This window comes from Pandoraea pnomenusa, assembly GCF_040391475.1.
Classification (GTDB): Bacteria; Pseudomonadota; Gammaproteobacteria; order Burkholderiales; family Burkholderiaceae; genus Pandoraea; species Pandoraea pnomenusa_C.
In genome coordinates this window covers 116,756-134,540 of the sequence record NZ_JBEBXS010000004.1, presented here as the reverse complement: position 1 = coordinate 134,540, position 17,785 = coordinate 116,756, and the positions used below count along the sequence as shown (strand labels likewise).

Annotated in this window: 16 protein-coding genes; 9 read left to right on the top strand and 7 right to left on the bottom strand. The window is 65.6% G+C overall.

The annotated features are described in order from the left end of the window. Nucleotides 1-22: 22 nt before the first annotated feature. A complete protein-coding gene (locus tag ABWO90_RS06300) occupies nucleotides 23-769 on the bottom strand; it encodes a GntR family transcriptional regulator (RefSeq protein ID WP_353190351.1) in 747 nt (248 codons plus the stop codon). Nucleotides 770-1,009: 240 nt separating this feature from the next. Here ABWO90_RS06300 and ABWO90_RS06295 point away from each other — a divergent pair, with 240 nt between their 5' ends. Continuing rightward, on the top strand, nucleotides 1,010-2,464 hold the full coding sequence (locus ABWO90_RS06295) for a 2-hydroxymuconic semialdehyde dehydrogenase (protein ID WP_353190350.1): 1,455 nt from the start codon (nucleotides 1,010-1,012) through the stop codon (nucleotides 2,462-2,464). 84 nt (nucleotides 2,465-2,548) lie between these two features. On the opposite strand, the gene ABWO90_RS06290 is transcribed toward ABWO90_RS06295, so the two are convergent. The 3 genes from ABWO90_RS06290 to ABWO90_RS06280 all read right to left on the bottom strand — a co-directional run bounded on the left by ABWO90_RS06290 (nucleotide 2,549) and on the right by ABWO90_RS06280 (nucleotide 6,556). Then, nucleotides 2,549-3,745, bottom strand: a complete 1,197-nt coding sequence (locus ABWO90_RS06290) for an aminotransferase-like domain-containing protein (protein ID WP_353190349.1) — start codon at nucleotides 3,743-3,745, stop codon at nucleotides 2,549-2,551. A gap of 161 nt (nucleotides 3,746-3,906) precedes the next feature. After that, nucleotides 3,907-5,406 (bottom strand): L-piperidine-6-carboxylate dehydrogenase, encoded by a 1,500-nt coding sequence (amaB, locus tag ABWO90_RS06285; protein ID WP_353190348.1) that lies wholly within the window; start codon nucleotides 5,404-5,406, stop codon nucleotides 3,907-3,909. 124 nt (nucleotides 5,407-5,530) lie between these two features. Continuing rightward, nucleotides 5,531-6,556 (bottom strand): DUF1338 domain-containing protein, encoded by a 1,026-nt coding sequence (locus ABWO90_RS06280; protein WP_353190347.1) that lies wholly within the window; start codon nucleotides 6,554-6,556, stop codon nucleotides 5,531-5,533. A 166-nt stretch (nucleotides 6,557-6,722) separates the two neighbouring features. Here ABWO90_RS06280 and ABWO90_RS06275 point away from each other — a divergent pair, with 166 nt between their 5' ends. Then, complete coding sequence (locus tag ABWO90_RS06275; protein ID WP_353190346.1) at nucleotides 6,723-7,628, top strand: LysR substrate-binding domain-containing protein; 906 nt, start codon at nucleotides 6,723-6,725, stop codon at nucleotides 7,626-7,628. A gap of 8 nt (nucleotides 7,629-7,636) precedes the next feature. Here the strand turns inward: ABWO90_RS06275 and ABWO90_RS06270 are convergent, their stop codons facing one another. Both ABWO90_RS06270 and ABWO90_RS06265 read right to left on the bottom strand, forming a co-directional pair. Next, nucleotides 7,637-8,284: a YitT family protein gene (locus tag ABWO90_RS06270; protein ID WP_353190345.1), complete on the bottom strand. Its 648-nt coding sequence runs from the start codon at nucleotides 8,282-8,284 to the stop codon at nucleotides 7,637-7,639. A 175-nt stretch (nucleotides 8,285-8,459) separates the two neighbouring features. Further along, a complete protein-coding gene (locus ABWO90_RS06265) occupies nucleotides 8,460-9,557 on the bottom strand; it encodes a branched-chain amino acid aminotransferase (protein WP_353190344.1) in 1,098 nt (365 codons plus the stop codon). Between the two features lie 419 nt (nucleotides 9,558-9,976). Between ABWO90_RS06265 and ABWO90_RS06260 the strand changes: the two genes are divergently transcribed. Beyond that, nucleotides 9,977-10,330 (top strand): hypothetical protein, encoded by a 354-nt coding sequence (locus ABWO90_RS06260; RefSeq protein ID WP_353190343.1) that lies wholly within the window; start codon nucleotides 9,977-9,979, stop codon nucleotides 10,328-10,330. A gap of 12 nt (nucleotides 10,331-10,342) precedes the next feature. On the opposite strand, the gene yfcF is transcribed toward ABWO90_RS06260, so the two are convergent. Next, nucleotides 10,343-11,026, bottom strand: a complete 684-nt coding sequence (gene yfcF, locus ABWO90_RS06255) for a glutathione transferase (RefSeq protein ID WP_353190342.1) — start codon at nucleotides 11,024-11,026, stop codon at nucleotides 10,343-10,345. A 197-nt stretch (nucleotides 11,027-11,223) separates the two neighbouring features. Between yfcF and ABWO90_RS06250 the strand changes: the two genes are divergently transcribed. From ABWO90_RS06250 to ABWO90_RS06225, 6 genes are all read left to right on the top strand, one after another. Next, nucleotides 11,224-12,123 (top strand): LysR substrate-binding domain-containing protein, encoded by a 900-nt coding sequence (locus ABWO90_RS06250; RefSeq protein WP_353190341.1) that lies wholly within the window; start codon nucleotides 11,224-11,226, stop codon nucleotides 12,121-12,123. Nucleotides 12,124-12,226: 103 nt separating this feature from the next. After that, nucleotides 12,227-13,147 carry a LysR family transcriptional regulator gene (locus ABWO90_RS06245; protein WP_353190340.1) on the top strand — a complete coding sequence of 307 codons (921 nt, stop codon included), beginning with the start codon at nucleotides 12,227-12,229 and terminating at the stop codon, nucleotides 13,145-13,147. Between the two features lie 222 nt (nucleotides 13,148-13,369). Next, on the top strand, nucleotides 13,370-14,233 hold the full coding sequence (locus tag ABWO90_RS06240) for a VOC family protein (RefSeq protein WP_353190339.1): 864 nt from the start codon (nucleotides 13,370-13,372) through the stop codon (nucleotides 14,231-14,233). 46 nt (nucleotides 14,234-14,279) lie between these two features. Continuing rightward, a complete protein-coding gene (locus tag ABWO90_RS06235; protein WP_353190338.1) occupies nucleotides 14,280-15,002 on the top strand; it encodes a class II aldolase/adducin family protein in 723 nt (240 codons plus the stop codon). Nucleotides 15,003-15,169: 167 nt separating this feature from the next. Further along, entirely contained in the window at nucleotides 15,170-16,507 is a 1,338-nt protein-coding gene (locus ABWO90_RS06230; protein WP_353190337.1) for an MFS transporter, read from the top strand. A 121-nt stretch (nucleotides 16,508-16,628) separates the two neighbouring features. Beyond that, a complete protein-coding gene (locus tag ABWO90_RS06225) occupies nucleotides 16,629-17,777 on the top strand; it encodes a porin (RefSeq protein ID WP_502922549.1) in 1,149 nt (382 codons plus the stop codon). The last annotated feature ends 8 nt before the right edge of the window (nucleotides 17,778-17,785 follow it).

The window sequence follows — 17,785 nt, the reverse complement described above, 5'->3', positions numbered from 1 at the left end:
GCGCCGGCCGGTGCGGTATGGCTTAACGTACCGGCGTGAGCGGCACCGTCCCGGCATTGACGACGGCGTCGGGCAATTCGCGGACCGCCTCGAGTGTCTTGCGAATGTGTGCCGCGAGCAAGGCCGACGCCTTGTCGGCGTCGCGCGCGAGGCACGCGTCGAAGATCGCCTGATGTTCTTCGTGGACGTCGCGCGGCACCGGACGGTGCGTGATCGACAGCCGACGGTAGCGTTCCGACTGACGATAGAGAATCGCGAGGAAGTGATGCAGCCAGCGCGACGGACACGCGCGAATCAGCACTTCATGAAACGCGCGATTGCGGGCTTCCCATTGGGCGAACAGGCTGCTGTCGCCGTGTTGCCCGTGTGCCCCATCTCCCAGCCGTTCCTCGGCAAGCGTGAGCAAATGAAACGCACTCGCCAGATCGGCTTCCCAGGCGTCGTCGCCCAGTGCGACCGACTGACGTAGCGCCTCTGTCTCCAACTGCACGCGCGTCTCGGTGATGTCGATGAAATCGGCCAGCGATATGGGCGTGACCCGAAATCCCCGATGACCCTGCTGGACGACGAGCGCGTCGGCCACCAGCAGCGCCAGCGCTTCGCGCAGCGTACCCGCACCGACCTCGTAACGATCCTTCAGATGCTCCACACGCAGCTTCTCCCCCGGCGCGAGATGTCCCTCGACGATGTCGCTGCGCAGGCGCATGTAGGCGCTCTGGGCGAGCGTGGCGTCGGCGCTCGGAAGGGAAGACGAAGTCGGACTGTGCATGGTCGAACCGTGAAAAGCGGGCAGGGAAGACGTCGCCGCAGCAACGGCGTGGCGAGATTATAAGCAGCTTGCCGTCGATTGTCGCAAAGCGTCTATAAAATCGAGACAAATAAAAATTCTCGAGAAAATGTTGACGCGCACCCGAAGGTCGCCGTATCGTGTGCCCCATGCCGCCACGGGGATGTCTGGCGTCTCCGGCATGGCGCCGTCCCGAACCATCAGACAGAACGAGAGAGAGACATGAAGGATTTCCAGAACTTCATCAACGGTGAGTGGGTGTCGAGCGCCCGCACCTTCGAGAACCGCAATCCGGTCGACAACACCCTGATCGGCCACGTGCACGAAGCCGGCCGCGCCGAAGTGGATGCTGCCGTGCGCGCCGCACGCGCCGCGCTGCAAGGCCCGTGGGGCAAGATGACGGTGGCGCAGCGTGTCGAGCTGCTGCACGCCGTCGCCGACGGCATCAACCGTCGCTTCGACGATTTCCTTGCGGCGGAAATTGCCGACACCGGCAAGCCGCACGGCCTGGCGAGCCATCTGGACATTCCGCGTGGCGCCGCGAACTTCAAGGTCTTCGCGGACATGATCAAGAACGTGCCCACCGAGTCGTTCGCGATGACCACGCCTGACGGCGGCAACGCCCTGAACTATGGGGTGCGTACGCCGCGCGGCGTGATCGCCGTGGTGTGCCCGTGGAACCTGCCGCTGTTGCTCATGACGTGGAAGGTCGGCCCGGCACTGGCGTTCGGCAACACGGTCGTGGTCAAGCCGTCCGAGGAGACGCCCGCAACGGCCACGCTGCTCGGTGAAGTGATGAACGAAGTCGGCGTGCCCGCCGGCGTCTACAACGTGGTGCACGGCTTCGGCCCCGACTCGGCCGGCGCATTCCTGACGGAGCATCCGGGCGTGAACGGCATCACGTTCACGGGCGAGACGCGCACCGGTGAAGCGATCATGAAGGCCGCGGCCAATGGCGTGCGTCCGGTGTCGTTCGAATTGGGCGGCAAGAACCCGGGCATCGTGTTCGCCGATGCGGACTTCGACAAGGCCGTCGCCGGGATTACGCGCTCCGCGTTCGATAACAGCGGGCAGGTATGTCTGGGGACGGAGCGCGTGTATGTGCAGCGCCCGATCTTCGAGCGCTTCGTGGCCGCGCTCAAGGCGCGTGCCGAGTCGCTGAAGCTGGGCGACCCGTACGCCGAGGGCACCAACTTCGGTCCGCTCGTCTCGCAAGTGCATCGCGAGAAGGTGCTGTCGTACTACGCCAAGGCGCGCGAAGAGGGCGCGACGGTCGTGACCGGTGGCGGCGTGCCGGACATGCCGGCATCGATGAAGGACGGCGCATGGGTGCAGCCGACGATCTGGACGGGCCTGCCGGAGACGGCATCGGTCATCCGCGAAGAGATCTTCGGGCCGTGCTGCCACATTGCGCCGTTCGACACGGAGGAAGAAGTGATCGCGATGGCGAACGCCACGCCGTATGGCCTCGCCGCCACGGTCTGGACCAGCGACGTGAGCCGTGCCCATCGCATGGGTGCCGCACTGGAAGTGGGCGTGTGCTGGATCAACGCGTGGTTCCTGCGCGATCTGCGCACGGCGTTCGGGGGGGCGAAGCAGTCGGGTATCGGCCGCGAGGGCGGCGTCCACTCGCTGGAGTTCTACACGGAACTGCGCAACGTCTGCGTGAAGCTTTGATCGGCTGATACCCAACGATCAAGGGCCTCGCCGGTTGCCCCCTCGAAGGGCGGCCAGCGAGGCCCTTGTCGTTTGATGGGCGAACTACCGGCCCGCTGCCTGCATGGCGCGTGCGAGACGCGCCACGCCTTCCTCGATGGCCGTCACGCCCGGCGCGGCGAACGACAGACGCAGCGACGCTTCGTCCGCCTGCTCCGCGAAGAAGGCGGTTCCCGGCACGAACAAGACTTTCTCGGCAATGGCGTGCGGCAGCAGGTCGCTCGTCTTCACGGCTGCGAGGCGCGCCCACACGAACATGCCGCCTTGCGGCGCGTGGAATTCGATCGCGTCGCCCAGCTTCGCGCGCAACGCGTCGCACATCGCCTCGCACTTGAGGCGATACGCTTCGGTGATCTTCGGCAGATGCCGCGTCAATGCGCCGTGCGCGAGATACTCGGCGGCGATGGCCTGTGTCCATGGCACGCTGCACAGGTCGACCGTCTGCTTGGCAACGACACAGCGACGCGCGATCTCCGGCGGCGCTATCGTCCAGCCCACACGCAGTCCCGGTGCGACGATCTTCGACAAGCTCGAGAAATGCACGATCCAGTCGCGCGATCCCGGGACTTCGGACGTCAGGCCGAGCATGGTTGGTACCGTGTCGCCCGCAAAGCGCAAATCGCCGTAAGGGTCGTCTTCGACGATCACGAAGCGGTACTCGACGGCGAGCTTGAGCAGCGCCACGCGGCGCTCGCGAGAGAGCGTAGCACCCGTCGGATTGGCGAACGTCGGCACGGTGTACAGGAGTTTGGGGGCCGCAATCCTGCCTTCGCGCAGCAGCGTGCCGAGGTGCTCGACGTCCAGGCCGTCGGCATCGACTGGCACTGTCACGATCTTCGCTTGCTGGAGACGCAGCGCCTGCAGCGTGGCGGGATACGCGGGTTGTTCGGTGACGACGACATCGCCGGGTGCGACCATCACACGCAGTAGCAGATCGAGCCCTTGCTGCGAGCCCGTCGTCACAACAAGCGCCTCGGCGCTGCACGGCGCGCCGCGTGAGGCCATCAGCGCGATGAGCTGCGCCTTGAGTTCCGCGAGGCCATCGGTCGGGCCGTATTGCAGGCAGCGCGTCGGTTGCGCGAAGGCGCGGGTCTGCGCGGCGGCGAGCCCGTCGGCATCGAACAGATCGCTGGCCGGGTAGCCGCCTGCGAACGAGATCATGCCCGGCTCGGCGAGGTATTTGAATAATTCGCGAATCGGCGAGCCGGTCGGGTTGGCGAATGCAGAAGTGAAGGCGTACATAGGGGCCTCGCTAACGAAAGCGTAATGGCGTGCGGCGTGTGACGTGTGGCGTGGGTGAGCTATGGGTGAGCCGAAGGCAGCGCTGCCCTCGGCGACCCATGCGGCGATGTCCCGGGCGTCGCGCATGAGGCGATGCGAGCCCGGGACTCGCTATCGCGACTTCACTCGATCGAGAAGTCGATGCCTTGCGCGAGCGGCAGGGCGGAGGAGTAGTTGACGGTGTTCGTGGCGCGGCGCATGTAGCCCTTCCACGCGTCGGAGCCCGACTCGCGGCCGCCACCGGTTTCCTTTTCGCCGCCGAATGCGCCGCCGATCTCCGCGCCGCTCGGGCCGATGTTGACGTTGGCGATACCGCAGTCGCTACCGGCGGACGACGTGAAGCGCTCGGCCTCGCGCAGGTCGTTCGTGAACACGCACGACGACAGGCCGTGCGACGAAGCGTTGTTGGCGTCGATGGCTTCGGAGAAGTCGCGGTACTTGAGCACGTACAGAATCGGCGCGAAGGTTTCGGTCAGCACGACTTCCGTCTGCGACGGCATTTCGACGATGGCCGGCTTCACGTAGAAGCCGTTCTCCAGACCGGCCACGGCATGACGCTCGCCACCGGTGACCTTGCCGCCCTGCGCACGTGCCTGGTCGAGCGCACCCTGCATGCGCTTGAAGGCGCCTTCGTCGATCAGCGGGCCCATCAGCGTGCCGCGTTCGAGCGGGTTGCCGATGGCGACCTTGCCGTACAGCGTCTTCAGGCGCTCGACGGTCGGTTCGTACACGCTCTCGTGGACGAACAGGCGGCGCAGCGTGGTGCAACGCTGACCGGCGGTGCCCACGGCAGAGAACAGAATGCCGCGCAGCGCGAGTTCCATGTTGGCGCTGTCGGTCACGATCCCGGCGTTGTTGCCGCCGAGTTCGAGAATCGAGCGGCCGAAACGACGCGCCACTTCCACGCCGACCTTGCGGCCCATTTCGGTGCTGCCTGTGGCGCTCACGATGGCCGAGCGCGGATCGGCGACCAGCGCTTCGCCCACGTCGCGGCCACCGATGATCAGGGCGGTCAGGCCTTCCGGCGCGTCGCCGAATTCGGCGATCACTTCTTCCATCAGCTTGTTGACGGCCAGCGCGGTGAGCGGCGTCTTTTCCGACGGCTTCCACACCACGGCGTTGCCGCACACGAGCGCGAGCGCTGCGTTCCATGACCACACGGCGACGGGGAAGTTGAAGGCGGAGATGACGGTGCACACGCCCATCGGATGCCACGTCTCGGCCATGCGGTGACCCGGACGCTCCGAGGCGATCGTCAGACCGTACAGCTGGCGCGACAGGCCGACCGCGAAGTCGCAGATGTCGATCATTTCCTGCACTTCGCCCAGCCCTTCCTGCAGGATCTTGCCCGCTTCGAGCGTGACGAGCGCGCCGAGTGCCTGTTTGCGCTCGCGCAGCTTCTCGCCGAGCAGGCGCACCAGTTCGCCACGGCGCGGCGCGGGGACATTGCGCCACGCGGTGAAGGCCGATTGCGCGCGGGCCAGCGCGGCCTGCGCATCGGCGACCGACGCACTGGCCACGCGGCCGATCAGTTCGCCGTTGATCGGCGAGTGCACGGCGATGTCGCCCGTCTCGGCCAGTTTGGCAATGCCCAGTTCGTTGAGGATGGAAGTCGCGTTCACGTTGATACCCCTAGGAAATTCGGTGTTGGCCGCCGGTGACGATCACCGGTGTCGGCAAGTGCGGCTGCGGCACGGGCACACAAACGTATTGTGCGCCGGTGCACGCCTTTGCATGCCTTTGCAACTACTTGGCGTTGGCCGTCATCTTGAAGATGCCTTGCGCATTGCCCGCGTCGAAGCGCAGATCGAGCTTCCAGGCACGCGTTGCGGTGTCGTACTCGCGATGGCGGGTGATGAATTCGTAGAACGAGCCCGGCACGTCGCGCGTGACGATCTCGCCGTTCTTGCCACGGAATTCGCGGCGCACGGTGTCGGCGCGATAGGCGGTCTGGAACACGCGCCCCGAGCGCGAACGCTCGACTTCCGGCTTCATCGGGCGGCCTTTCGCCTTCTCGGCGTCGGACAGCGCGTACACGTCTTCGACGCGGTCGGTGGCGTGGTTGAACGCGTTGCCTTCGGTCGCGATCCATGCCATCTCGGCCGATTCGGCCAGCAGCAGTTCGTAATCGGCCTCATCCGGCACGTCGTGCTGACGTGCGAACGCGCCCACGATCACCGGCAACAGTGCCTGTGCGGTTTCGAGCGGCAGCGTGCCGTCGCGCTCCAGTTCCCAGAGCTGACCCACGGCGGCGGGCGTGAGCGGATCCTTCGACGTACCGACTACGCGCGACACGGCTTGCTGGAACGTTTCGGAGAAGCGCTCCGGATGCAACTCGCTCACGAAGAACTGGGAGATCTCGTCGGGCGCGTCTTCATGGGCGTAGGCCCGGCCGGTCATGCCGAGACGGTCGAGCGGATAACGACCGTTCAAACGGAAGCCCAGCGGACGCAGAATGCGCGTGAACGCGGCCTCGCCCGGGGGCAGCGCGCCATTCTCGGACCAACGCACGGTGCGCAGCGCGCCGTGATCGAAGTAGACGCTGCCGCCCGCGGCGATCGTCTCCTCGGTATAGGTGCGGCCGTTGGGCGAGCGGGCCAGCAGCCCTTCGAACAGGGCCATGTTCATCGCTTGCGCCAGCTCGGCGCGCGTGACGCGTCCCGGCTCGCAATCGGCCAGTGCCGACGGTGAATTGAGCGTGGTGAACAGCGCGTCGGTACGCGCCTGTCCGATCAGGGAAACCAGCAAGGACTGCACATTGGCGTTGCGCATCGATTTGTCTCGCAGGGGGACGCCGTCTCGGGCGGCGTCGCAGGGTATCGGGGCACGGCACGGGACGCCTGGTCCCACACCGTCTTGCAGTGACAGCATTATTGGAACGGATGCCACGCCCGTAAAGCGAGATAAAATTGCCACTTGATGCATTTTTGGAATCAAGATGCGCAAGTTCAAGACCCCCGGGACAGCCGCGCTGCTGGCCTTCGAAGCCGCCGCCCGCCATGAGAGCTTCACCCATGCGGCGCGCGAGCTGTTTCTGACGGAAAGCGCGGTGTCGCGCCAGATCGCCACGCTGGAGACGCAACTGGGCGTACGCCTGTTCGTGCGCGCCAAGCAGCGCGTGGTGCTCACGCGTGCCGGACGCCTGTACAGCACACAAGTGCGCCGCACGCTCGAGCAACTCGACCGCGACACGCTGTCGATCATGGCGCACGGCAGCGGCGGTGGCTACCTGGAGCTGGCGGTGCTGCCGACGTTCGCGTCGGAGTGGTTGATTCCGAGAATGAAAGACTTCGACGACCGACACCCGGATGTTCGGGTGAACATGGGCGTGCACACCGACCTCTTTACGTTCGACGACACGCACTTCGAAGCGGCCATCCACTTCGGCCAGCCGACGTGGCCGGGCACGTCGTCGGACTACTTGTTCGGTGAGGAGGTGGTGCCGGTGTGCCGCGCGTCGCTGCTACGCGGCCCGGTGCGTTCGGCGGGCGACCTGCTGACGTATCCGCTGCTGCACTCGACCACGCGCCCGAGTGCATGGACGCAATGGTTCGCCGAGCAGCGTATCGAAGACAACCGCACGCTGCAGGGCGTGCGTTACGAGTTGCATACGATGCTGATCGCGGGGGCGGCTGCGGGGCTCGGCATCGCGCTCGTGCCGAAGTTCTTCGTCGAGGGCCAGTTGAAGACGCTCGGCCTCACGATCCCGTTCGATGTGAAAAGCGTGGCCGGATCGGCCTACTATCTCGTCTACCCGACCGAACTGACGCACGGGCAGCCACTCAGCGTCTTCCGCGAGTGGCTGCTGGGGCAGGCGAGTGCTTACCGGCCGCAGGCACGGTAGCGACAGGTTCAGCGTCCGGTATAACGGCCCGGGCGATGCCACGCCACGACCATGCCGCTCATGGCGACCGCCGACAGGGCGGACCAGGCGACGCGTCCGGCCGGAATCGTGGCGAGCGAGGCGAGCAGGATCGTCGCGTCGATACACACCTGCGAGATACCTGCGTTGATGCCGCGCTTGCGTTGCAGCCACAGCGTGACGATGCCGGTGCCACCGACGCCCGCGCCATGACGTGCGAGCGCGAGTATGCCCATGCCGCACAGCGTGCCGCCCACGAACGAGGCGAACAGCGGATTCACGAAGGCGACGTTGAACGTCTGCGGCATGGCCGCGAGGGCGAAGGTAATGCCGAAGCTCGCGACCGTCGACTTGAGCGCGAAGCGGGCGCCCATCGTGAAGTACGCGAACAGGAAGAACGGTATGTTCACCAGCGTGAAGATGGTGCCAACCGGTAGCGGAAAAATGTAGGAAGCGAGCAGCGCAATGCCGGCTACGCCGCCGGTGACCAACCCGGCAGCCTTGAGCAGCACCAGACCGACCACCACAAATGCCATGCCGATGACGATCGCATAGATGTCTTCGAGCACGGAGTGCGGCACGCCGATTGTGTCGGCAGCCGCCACGACGCTGGATACAGCGCCCGTATCGTGTTTCATGATCTGCAAGTCAAGTACAACAAGACGGCGCGTCCGGCTCTCCTGATGCCGGGGCGCGCCGCCCATGATTTCCCGCGTCGCTGTCTCGGGCGACGCGCAGCTTCACAGCTTGTTATGTCGATTCGGTGTCGCGTGGGCCGTCGGGTAGACGGCGCGGGTCACGCGGATCGCGAACTTACGCGACGTGATGCACCCAGCCGAACGGATCGGCGACCTTGCCACGTTGAATGCCCGTGAGCTGGTCGCGAATGCGCTTGGTGACCGGGCCTTCGCCGCCGTCGCCGATGGTGAACTCGCCGTTCGCGTGACGCACCTGACCGATGGCCGTGACGACCGCTGCCGTGCCGCAGGCAAACGTTTCCTTCACGCGGCCGCTGGCGGCGTCGGCTTGCCACTGGGCGAATTCGTACGGCGTTTCGTTGACCGTGAGGCCTTCGCGCTTGGCGAATTCGATGATCGAGGCGCGGGTGATACCCGGCAGGATCGTGCCGGACAGCGGCGGCGTCTGGAGCGAGCCGTCGTCCATCACGAAGAAGACGTTCATGCCGCCGAGTTCTTCGATCCAGCGATGTTGTGCGGCGTCGAGGAACACGACCTGGTCACAGCCCTTGGCGCTGGCTTCGGTCTGGGCGATCAGGCTGGCGGCGTAGTTGCCGCCGCACTTGGCCGCGCCGGTACCGCCGGGTGCCGCGCGCGTGTACTGGTCCGAGACCCACACGGTCACGGCCGACTTGCCGGGCTTGAAGTACGGACCGACCGGACAGGCGATCACGCAGAAAATGTATTCATGCGCAGCACGCACGCCGAGGAAGCTCTCCGAGGCGAACATGAACGGGCGGATGTACAGGCTGCTGCCTTCGGTGCCCGGGATCCATGCGCGGTCGATGTCGACCAGCTTTTCCACGGCTTCCAGGAACACGGCTTCCGGCAGATCGGCCATCGACATGCGCTGGGCCGATTCACGGAAACGCTTGGCGTTGGCTTGCGGACGGAACAGCGAAATCTTGCCGTCTTCACCGCGATAGGCCTTCATGCCTTCGAAGATTTCCTGCGCATAGTGAAGCACGGCGCAAGCCGGATCGATCTGGAACGGACGGCGCGCCTCGACCTTCGCATCATGCCAGCCCGTGCCTTCGGTCCAGCGGATCGTGACCATGTGATCCGTGAATACACGGCCAAACACCGGGTTCGCCAGCTTGGCGGCGATCTGGTCGGCGGGGGTGGGGTTGGCGTGCGGCTCCACGACAAAACGCAACGGGTTATTGGCGCTCATGTTTCTTCAATGTCTCGGCAGAGGTGGCTTCAATCGTCAGTGCCGTTAACGTAAACGGCAAGGTGGCGATATTTTCCTCCTTTCGGGGCCTGCCTGTCGACTGAATTCACCCAGAAAGCCGCGCCCACGGGCGTTTGCGCGCCTTGGCGCCGAAAAAACTCGGAATTCGGCCATTTTTCGCAAGAAATATGCGGGATTTTCGTCAGGATTGCGCACCGCGCCATTGCCACGGCCGGCGGCGGACGAGGGTAACAGTGTGTAAAAAATCGTTTCGGGTCACAGGGACACCGGCTCTGGACATTTAAGATCGGAAGCGGATGATGGCGGGAACACCGCGACGATCGACGGGCCGCATGGTAAATCGGGGCCCGGCGACGCCAGACGTTCCTGTCCGTCGAGAGCAAAGGGAGGGGAGCCGAATGAAATCGACAACGATTCGGATGTTGCGCGCCTATCTGCTTGTGGCCTCGCTCGGGGCCGTGTGCATCGATGCCTGCGTGGTAATCGCCATGCTCGTGTTCGACGTGCCGGAATACGTCTTCACGTCTGCCGACTTTCGCATTGCCATGGCTGGGTCGCTGCTGCTGTTGATGCTGGCGGCGCGCTCACTCGCCGGCGCGGCGTTTCAGGCGGCGCTCGCCAGTCGCCACGCCACCGTGGACAGCGAACCGGGCGGGCGCAACGTCGCGTTGCGCGACGATTGCCCACACCGGTGGCTCGTCCTGTTTCACATCGTCATTCACCGTCAGCGCCTGGCGATGGTTGCTGCCTGACGGGCAACCGGCTCAGGCAGCGGCCTTGCCGTTCGCCGGCTCGACAAGATCAACCGCACGCGGCGGACGCGTCATGGCGAGCCATTCCTGCACGGCCGGTCGCGCAAACTGGCGACGTGCATAGTCGACCAGGGGTTGCGGCACCACATCGTCGTTATAGATCAGGCGATTGAGCATCAGCGCCAGATCGACGTCGGCGATACACCATTGGTCGAACAGCGAGAGACGGCCGTCCGGCAGCAGGCTCTGTGCGATCGCGATCAGCTTGCTCGCGGCCGTGTATCCCGCATCGGACAACGGCTGCGTCGACGGGCGATAGAAAATCACTTCCGTCGAGCGCTCCTCACGCAATGTCCCCAGATCGCTGCGCAGCCAGGCTTGCACCTGACGCGCCCGGGCGCGCTCGCGCGCATCCACCGGATAAACGGGCACTGCTGGCGCAATGGCTTCAAGGTACTCGCTGATCGCCGACGATTCCGAGAGCGTGAAGTCGCCGTGCACGAGCGTCGGCACGCGACGCGTGAGCGACATGTCCGCGAAGTGGGTTTCGTGGTGCGCGCCTTGCACCAGGTCGACAGTCTTCAGGTCGAACGGCAGCCCTTTTTCGCGCAGGGTGACGAACACGGAGAGGGCGTAGGGGCTGGTGAATTGCGCGTCCACGTAGAGCGTGAACGAGGCGGGGGCAGCGGCTGACACGATGAGCTCCTGAAAAGGGAAGGCGGGCGGCGGCAACAGGCATTCGACGCGGCCTGTTTCATTGGGGCGACGGCCCGCAGATGCTTATCTTGCCGTACACGAGCGGTGATAAGCTACTGCACAAATCGCTGGCAAGCTGTGAATCACACTCACACCTCGCGGCGGTGACTGAATCCCTCCCTTCTCCGCTGCGTCAGATGACTACTTCGCCCCGCGCCCGCCCGCCGCTCGCCAATCTCGAGACCGTTTGCCTCGTCGCCCGTCACGGCTCGTTTACTGCGGCGGCCGAAGCGAGCGGTCTCACGCACGGCGCGATCAGCCGCCGGGTGGGGGCCGTCGAGAATTGGCTCGGTTGCGCGCTGTTCGAGCGGCACGGACGCGGTGTGAGCCTCACCTGCGACGGCCAGCGCTTTCTGGGACGCATCGAGCACGCGTTCGATGTGATCGACGCCGCCGCCGACCAGTGGCATCAGGCCCGCAAGGTGCCGGCAGTGCGCCTGAGCGTGGTGCCGTCGTTTGCCAAGCTCTGGTTGCTCGAACGTTTGCAGAAGCTCCAGGCCGGGCAGCCGTTCATCGACATCCAGGTCACGACCGAACATCGCAATGCGGATGTCGGCGCCGGCGAGGTCGACATCGCGCTGCGCTACGGGCGTGGCGGATGGACGAGCGTCGATTCGGAACCGTTGATGTCCGAAGTGCTCTATCCCGTCGCCTCACCGGAAATGGCCGGGCGCCTCAAAGGGGCGAGCGTTGCCGAAATGCTGGCGCAACCACTGTTGCACGACTCCGATCTGACGGGCTGGCGTGCCTGGTGCGGCGCGCAAGGCGTGTCGTTGCGCCCGCGTGCGCGTGACCGTCGCTTCGAGGATTACACCATCGTGCTTGCCGCGGCCGAGGCCGGACTGGGCATCGCCCTCGCCCGCGCGCCGCTGGCCGACGACTGCATCGCTCGCAGCCGTCTCATTCGCCTGTCCGATGTCGAGGTCGCCTGCCCGTTGCAGTACCACGTGGTGACGGCCAAGCGGGAGAAGCGGCCCGAGGTGCTTGAAGTCATCTCGCGCCTTCACGCCGCAGCATGTGCCGACGCGCGCACGTGAATACCACGAACGCACGAGCGGGCATGGGCGGGTTTTCCGCACTGCGCATACCGTCGGGCGTTGCCTAGAATGCGGGAGCTTCTTGCAGGACGGTATGCTGGGGATGAACTTACGCTCGCTCGATCTTAATTTGTTGCTCGTGTTCGAGTCGTTGCTGCGCACCCGCAGCACGACGGTCACGGCCGAGGAACTGAACCTCACGCAATCGGCCGTGAGCAATGCGCTCAAGCGTTTGCGGCTCGCGTTCGGCGACCCGTTGTTCGTCAAGACGCCGCAAGGCATGCTGCCGACCGATCTCGCCAACTCCCTCGCCCCGCCCGTCACCGAAGGCCTCGCCCTGATTCGCAGCGCGGTGGAAGCACCGCAGGACTTCCTGCCGGCCAAAGCACAGCGCACCTTCCGGCTGTACCTGAGCGACATCGGCCAATTGATCTTCATGCCGAAGCTCATGGCGACGCTCGCCGCCGAAGCGCCGGGTGTGCGTATCGTGACGGTCGACACCACGCCGCGTGAAGCGCAGAACGCCATGGCGATGGGCGATATCGATCTCACGTTGGGCCTGTTCACGCGCTTCTCGTCGGGCTTTCACCAGCAGCGCCTGTTCCGTGAGCACTACGTCGCGCTGGTGCGCGACGCTCACCCCACGGTCCGAGACGAACTGACCGGCGAAGCGTTCCTCGACGCCGCACACGCGGTCTATCGCCCGACGGCGGGCAATCACGATGTCTTCGAGACCGCCGTCGAGCAGTGGTTTGCGCGGGCCGGACGCCAGCGCCACGTGGCGCTGCGCATGGCGCACTCGATGGGGCTTTCGGCGCTCATTGCCGCGAGCGATCTCGTGGTGTGCGTGCCGACCCGTCTCGGGCGCGCGCTTCAGGCGGCCGCCGAACTGCGCGCGTATGCGTTGCCCTTCGACGGTCCCGAGTTCGACATCTCCCAGCTCTGGCACGAGCGATTTCACGCCGACGCCGGTCATCGCTGGCTGCGCAGCACCATCTTCCGCCTCTTCCACGGCGAAGACTGATCCCCACCGACTGTCGTGATCGACCGACATCCCTGCTGTTCGATACGGCAGGGCGGCAGTCACGCGTCTCGCCAATGCTGCACCCCCAATTCACGCCGTAAATACCGCGCATTTACGCAATTTGTTGGCGTCATGCGATGCCGATCCTTATCGTATCCCTCACGACATGAAGTCACCGGGTAATCCGCCCGGGACACGAACAATATCCGCAGGAGACAAGCGGTGATCAATCTGCACGACATTCGATACGTGCGGCTGGGCACGCGCGACCTCGAAGGTGCCACGCGTTACGCGCGCACCATTCTCGGGTTGCAGGAAGTGCGCCGGGAGGCCGGTTACGTATTTCTTCGCAGCGACAGCCGCGATCATTCCGTGTGTTATTTCGAAGGCGATCCCGCCGACCACACGGTCGCGTTCGACGTCGCGAGCGACGCGCATTTCGACGCCGCTGCCGCACAACTCGACGCCATGAAGATCGCGTTTCGCCGTGGCACGCGTGATGAGGCCGACATGCGTCGCGTGGCGGACTTCCTGACGTTTCGCGACCCCACTGGCAACCAGATCGAACTGGTCCTGCGTGCGGCGCAGACGGGACGCGGCTATCACGGCGAGCGCGACGCGGGCATCGACTCCTTCAGCCATGTGGGGTTGTGCACGACCGACGCGCGTCGCGACGAAGCGTTCTGGACGAGCGTGTGCAACGCGCGTGTCTCGGACCGCATCGGCGATGCGCCGCTGCTGCGCATCGACGACGTCCACCACAAGATCGCGCTGTTCCCGGCCAAGCGTGCCGGCATCCAGCACGTGAACTTCCAGGTGAACGGCATCGATGACCTGATGCGTTCGTGGTACTTCCTTCGCGAACAGGGCGTGCCGATTCGCTTCGGTCCGGGGCGTCACCCGACCTCGCATGCCATGTTCCTGTACTTCGCCGGACCTGACGGCATGGTCTACGAATACTCCACAGGTGTCCGCAAGATTGCGCCGGAAGACGAAGCGACCTACGTGCCGCGTCAGTTTCCGTTCGATCCGACGGGCTTCTGCATGTGGGGTGCCAAGCCCGAAATCCCCGAGTTTTCGGCCTGACACGACGCGTCGATTCCGATTGGCGGCGAGAGGCGTCGCGTTTCCCATGACACATCACACATTCGACGGCGCGCTCGACGCCGTCACCGTTGCCGATCTTGATCGCGCCGTGCGCGTGGCGGCGCGCACGCTGGCGCGCGCCGGGCTGGCGCACGCCTATGGCCATTGCAGCGCGCGCCTCGACGCCGATCACTTCGTCGTTTGCGCGGCGCGTCCGATGGGGCTGCTCGGCGTGGGCGAGGCAGGTACCGTGGTGCCGGTCGAAGGGCCGTTGCCCGACGGTGTCCTCGGTGAGGTTCGTCTGCATCAGAAGATCTACCGCTCGCGACCGGATATCGGCGCCGTGGCGCGCACCATGCCGCCCAAGACCATGTCGCTCTCCACGCTGCGTCGCACGCCGCGCGCATTGCACGGCCCCGGCACGTACTTCGCGCCGGGCGTGCCGCTGTGGGACGACCCGCAACTGATTCGCTCCGACGCACAGGCCGAAGCCGTCATCGCCACGATGGGCACCAACGCGGCCGTCGTCATGCGTGGCAATGGCGCCGTGGTGGCGGCCGACACGCTCGAGGCGATGGTCGCGCTCACCTGGTACCTGGAAGACGCGGCGCGCGTCGACCTCGACGTACTCGCGCTGGAAGGCGCGTTCCCGGCGGCCGTGCTGGAGGCTGAGGAATGCCGCGCGCGTGCCACGCGCTCGGGCCGGATCATCGAACGCATGTGGGAGTACCTCTCGGCGGGCGATCCGGAGTTGTCCGCGACCGAATGAAAGCCAGGACGCGAGCGTGAGATTCGTCATCCGAAACGTCATGCGCAGTTGCCGGAGTTGTTTTACGTAATCGCCCCCAACCGGCGGCGTGGCCCTTTACAGAGCGTCGAGAACAGACGCCACGGCCCGTCGCTTTGCCTGCGGTCGCTACCGCACAGGAGACAGACATGGAAATATCCGCATTGATGAACCGCAGGGGGATCACGCCGTTTCAATGGCGCGTGATCGCCCTGTGTTTTTTGATCGTCACGCTCGACGGTTTCGACACGGCCGCCATCGGCTATCTCGCCCCGGCCATTCGCAGCGAATGGACGATGGCGACGACCAGCCTCGGCACGGTGTTCGGCGCCGGGCTCGGCGGTCTCATGCTGGGCTGCTTCATCTTCGGGCCGCTCGCCGACCGCATCGGCCGCAAGCGCGTGCTGATCCTCTCGGTCGTGCTGTTCTCGCTCGGCAGCATTGCGTCGGCGTTCGTGCATAGCCCGACCGAACTGGCCGTCATGCGCTTCCTCACCGGCATCGGTCTCGGTGGCGCCATGCCCAATGCCATCACCCTGAGCTCTGAATACTGCGCCGAGCGCATGCGTTCGCTGCTGGTGACGGCCACCTTCTGCGGCTTCACGCTGGGCTTTGCCATCGGTGGCGAGATCGTGGCGCAGACGCTCCCGCACATCGGCTGGCGCGGCGTGCTGATCGCCGGCGGCGTGGTGCCGCTCGCCATCGTGCCCGTGCTCATGCGTTGGTTGCCGGAGTCGATGCGCTATCTCGCCGCACGCGGCGACCGGGGCGATCAACTGCTCGCCATTGCACGTCACATCGATCCGCAGGTCACGCGCATCGATCCGGAAGTGGCCCCGGCAGGCGCCGTGAACTCGGCCGTGGGCGGTCTGTTTGCGCGCCGTTACGTCGTGGGCACGATGCTGCTTTGGGCCACGTACTTCTGCACGCTGTGCGCGTTCTATCTGCTCACCAGCTGGCTGCCGCTCATCGTGAAGGATTCCGGCTACACGCTCGCCGAGGCGGCCCGGATCGGCGCGATGCTGCCGCTCGGCGGCACCGTGGGCGCCGTGCTGATCGGCTTCGCGATGGACCGCACGAGCCCGTATCGCGTGCTGGCAGCGTCGTACGTGATGGCGGGTATCGCGCTGTGCGTGCTCGGCTCGGTCACGCATCAGGCGGGCTGGCTGATGCTGGTCGTGTTCCTCGCGGGCTTCGGCGTGGCCGGCTCGCAAACCGGGGCCAACGCGCTGACGGCGGCCTACTATCCGACGGCCTCGCGTGCGACGGGTGTGGCGTGGGCGCTGGGCGTGGGGCGTCTCGGCTCGATTCTCGGGTCGAGCCTCGGTGGCGTGCTGATCGCCACGGCGTCGAGCACCGCACAGGCCTTCCAGATCGTGGCCATTCCCGCCTTCCTTGCCGCCGGTCTCATGCTGGTGATGCGTCGGCGCGTGAGCTACAACGGCGCACAAACGCCCGCTGCCAAGTCCGCCGCCGGCGCCGTCTGATCCTTCCCGTTTTCGTTGTACCCATCGCGCTGCCGTCCCCCGACGGCGACGCGATGGCGCTTCTCGCGCGTCACCGGCCGGTACAGGCCGGACCACCACACGATTCAATGGAGACATCACCGTGACCCACAAGGGACTGCCTGCGCTCGCTGCCGGCATCACACTGGCCGCCAGCCTTGCACTGGCGCACACATCGGCTTCGGCACAAAGCGTTACGCTCTACGGCATTCTGGACACCGGCGTCGAGTACCTTTCGCACGCGGGCACCAACAACAGTTCGCTCGTGCGCATGCCGGGCAATACCGGGTCGTTGCCGTCGCGCTGGGGTCTGCGCGGCGATGAAGACCTCGGGGGCGGCTTGCATACCGTGTTCGCGCTGGAGAGCGGTTTCAACGTGCGCGCCGGTGATCTCAATCAGGGCGGACGCCTGTTCGGGCGTCAGGCGTGGGTCGGGTTGTCGAACCAATACGGCACGTTGTCGTTCGGGCGTCAGTACTCGATGACGTTCTGGGTCATGGGCGACGCCGACATTCTTGGGCCCGATCTCTACGGTAGCGGCTCGCTCGACAGCTACATTCCCAATGCGCGCAGCGACAATACGGTGGCCTACAAGGGCGTGTTCAAAGGCCTGACGGTGGGCGCGACATACTCGTTCGGCCGTGACAGCGGGGGTACCGGCAACTCGCCGGGGCAGGGCACTTGTGCCGGCCAGACGCCCGGCCAGATGACGGCGTGCCGTCAGATCTCGACCATGCTCAAGTACGACACCGCGTGGTTCGGCGTGGCCGGTGCATGGGACGAACAGCGCGGCGGTACCGGTGCGGCGGCAAGCTTCTTCAATGGCGCCGCTGCGGTGCCGCTCACCCGCTCGTCGGACAAGGACACCCGCTGGCAGTTGAACGGCTATGTGAAGGGCGGCAGTTGGAAGGCGGGCGCGGGCTGGCTGGGCCGTCGCGTACAGACGGCGTCGGCCGGTGGCGTGAACTCGGACATGTTCTACATCGGCGCCCTGTACCAGTTCACCCCGGCGTTCGCCGTCGATGGCGAAGTGTTCCGCATGCTCAATGCGCGGCAGAACACCCGGGCGACGATGGCGACGCTGCGCGGCACGTACTTCCTCTCGAAGCGTACGGCCGTCTACACGCAGGTGGCATGGCTCGGCAACAGCGAGCACGCCGCTTACTCGGTCAGTTCGGGCGGTGCGGGTGGTTCGCCCAACGCCGGTACGAATCAACTGGGCGTGAACATCGGCATGCGTCACACGTTCTGATGGCGTGA